The following is a 2,568-nucleotide window of genomic DNA, read 5'->3' on the forward strand; positions in this document are numbered from 1 at the left end:
GGCGCTACCGGTGATCCTGGCGCTACCGGCGCCACTGGCGTAACGGGTGCTACCGGGACTACGGGAGAAGTAGTTTTGGCTTTTGGATCTTTAAGAGGGAATAGCGTAGAAACACCAGGGGCAACATTCACATCCGTACCATTTAATGTGGTTGGACCTTTATCAGATACTATCACAGTTAGTTTGTCAGGCAATGAATTAGTGGTAGGTGAAAGCGGAATTTATCAAATAACGGTATCTATTAACGCGGAAGCCACTACTGATCCAGATCCGGATCAACCCTATCTAAATGCTATTATCACTGTCAATGGTACCCCGCTTTTTGGCGATACTACTACTTTTTTTAAGATATCTAACCGAAGTAGTTCAACGTTTGTCGCTCAGGCTTCCTTAACCGCAGGAGACGAAGTAGGAGCAAGTATTAGTACGGATTTTCCTATTTTAGGTTATATGAATCGCTCTTTAACCATCATTCAATTAAGTAATTAAATAATTTTCAATGTTAATGAGGAGAAACTAAAATAAAATCGTTAAGTATATTGTCAATATAGAGATTTGGATAAGATATATTCGCTTTAAGGATCTTACCGCGAACCATCAAACAAGGAAATAAAAAAGGCATAGGTTCTGGACTATGGTTAGTCCGTGAACCTATGCCTTTTTCATGCTGACACATTTGGGGAGATTGACTTAATTTAAACCCTAACCGCTTTATATAGACAATAGTATGGTTTCATGTACATATCAGCTAAGAAATTATTTAGATATAATACAATATCTTTATTGATTATCCTCTGCCGAAAGATTTTTCCCCAGTTTACCGATCGCTCTCTTTTCAATTCTTGACACGTAAGACCGGGATATCCCTAACAATTTGGCAATATCACGTTGTGTTTTCCGACTGCCGTCCGGCATGCCAAAGCGCATCTGCAGCACCCATTTTTCCCTGGTACTCAGACGGTTGATCTGTTTGCTGAGCCGTTCCTGTTCACACTGATTTTCCACAGCTTCCCCCACTACGTCGGGCGCCGTTCCCAACACGTCAATCAGCGTTATCTCGTTCCCCTCTTTATCGACTCCGATCGGATCGTACAGGCTAACCTCGGACCGTACCCGACGCGTACTCCGCAGATGCATCAAGATTTCATTTTCAATACACCGGGCCGCGTAGGTGGCCAGCCTGATTTTCTTAGCGGGATCAAAGGTATTGATGGCTTTGATCAGGCCAATAGTTCCGATGGATATCAAGTCGTCCACGTCTTCACCGGTATTGTCAAATTTCTTTACAATATGCGCGACCAAGCGCAAATTGTGTTCAATCAACACACCCTTGGCCTTCTCATCACCGGCTTTGAGCTTCTCTAAATACAGTTGTTCATCTTTCTCGGAAAGAGGCAAAGGAAACGTATTGTTCGTTATGTAGGAAACCAACAATGCAATTCCCTGAACCACTGCTGTAGCAAAGATAGCTAAAACAGACAACAAACCGATCCCCCCCGTCAAATCTGTCTATTCATTGTATGGAGAGAATACGGGGTTTGTGCCTGTCAGCAGCTTACATCTTTTTGGTAATTTTAGCCGCCTTACCAAAACAAAACGAAGAAATATTTGAGTTCTCCGCGGCTTTAGGCTATACTTCTCTATAGAATAAATAGGATGGTGAAAGGCAATGACCGAATATATTGGAGATATAGGCATAATTTTTCTTATTGTTTTAATCGGAATCTACATGCTCTGGGACCAGATCTTTCCCGATTAGATCCTTATCGGCCGGCAAAGTTCCGGCTATATTATATAGTGACGCCTGCAGGGCGACGCTGATCACTTTGCTGATTTTCATAACTAACGATAAGGACGTGCTCTGCAAACTGACCGCACCAATAATCCCCTCGCTGTTTACCACCCCGGCAAGTGAAATATGTCCAATGCAGGGCAGTCGTTTACCAACGGCACTGCCGGCCTGGATACCGCCTTCCCAAACCTCGATATTTCCCACTTCCGCTGCAGTTCCCAGGCAGGCATCTACGGCCACAATAACCGGATCATCAAATTGCTGGTATATCGCCTGAATCGCATCCTGCAAATTACCGGCATGCACCGGATTGTCCATCGTGCCGAAAATAGGATATCCTGTGGTTTCTTCCAGGAATGTACCGGTTAAAGGACCTAACACATCGCCGGTGTAACGGTCCGACCCAATACATAATACGACAACCGGCCTGGCGGCGAACATAAGCTGCCGCCGTAGCAGTCCGTTCACCTGCCGACGGATCTTTTCCGGAGCTTCCGCATCATATAAACTAGCAATCAGTTTATTTACGTTATGTTGCATTCTTCTTTTCTCCTTAATAATAACGTCATACTAATTTATATGTCACCTTAGCAGCCAATATATCTTAAAACAGCAGACTCAAGCCAAATGGCAGCGGTATTTGGCAAAAACGCTTGCTATGAGTGTTCTGATATTTGGGAATCCCCCCTAGTCAGGACCACCCGTAAAACGGGTGGCTTGATTACGCCCTATAAGGGCAAGGTACTAGCTGAGTCTCAAGACTCACTGAAAAAGTC

General features: G+C 44.2%; 2 protein-coding genes and 1 pseudogene. 1 reads left to right on the forward strand and 2 read right to left on the reverse strand.

The window, feature by feature from the left end:
* Positions 1-489: pseudogene (locus tag F3H20_RS19705) on the forward strand (hypothetical protein); the annotation flags it as partial.
* Positions 490-780: 291 nt separating this feature from the next.
* On the opposite strand, the gene sigK reads toward F3H20_RS19705, so the two are convergent.
* On the reverse strand, positions 781-1,485 hold the full coding sequence (gene sigK / locus F3H20_RS19710) for an RNA polymerase sporulation sigma factor SigK (protein ID WP_091744700.1): 705 nt from the start codon (positions 1,483-1,485) through the stop codon (positions 781-783).
* Positions 1,486-1,714: 229 nt separating this feature from the next.
* A complete protein-coding gene (gene yyaC / locus F3H20_RS19715) occupies positions 1,715-2,332 on the reverse strand; it encodes a spore protease YyaC (protein ID WP_149736544.1) in 618 nt (205 codons plus the stop codon).
* Positions 2,333-2,568 lie beyond the last annotated feature (236 nt).

The sequence above is a fragment of the Propionispora hippei DSM 15287 genome, from assembly GCF_900141835.1.
Classification (GTDB): Bacteria; Bacillota; Negativicutes; order Propionisporales; family Propionisporaceae; genus Propionispora; species Propionispora hippei.

Coding starts and splice junctions, on each gene's coding strand:
- yyaC (WP_149736544.1), bottom strand. CDS start 2,332: ATGCAACATAACGTAAATAAACTGATTGCTAGTTTATATGATGCGGAA.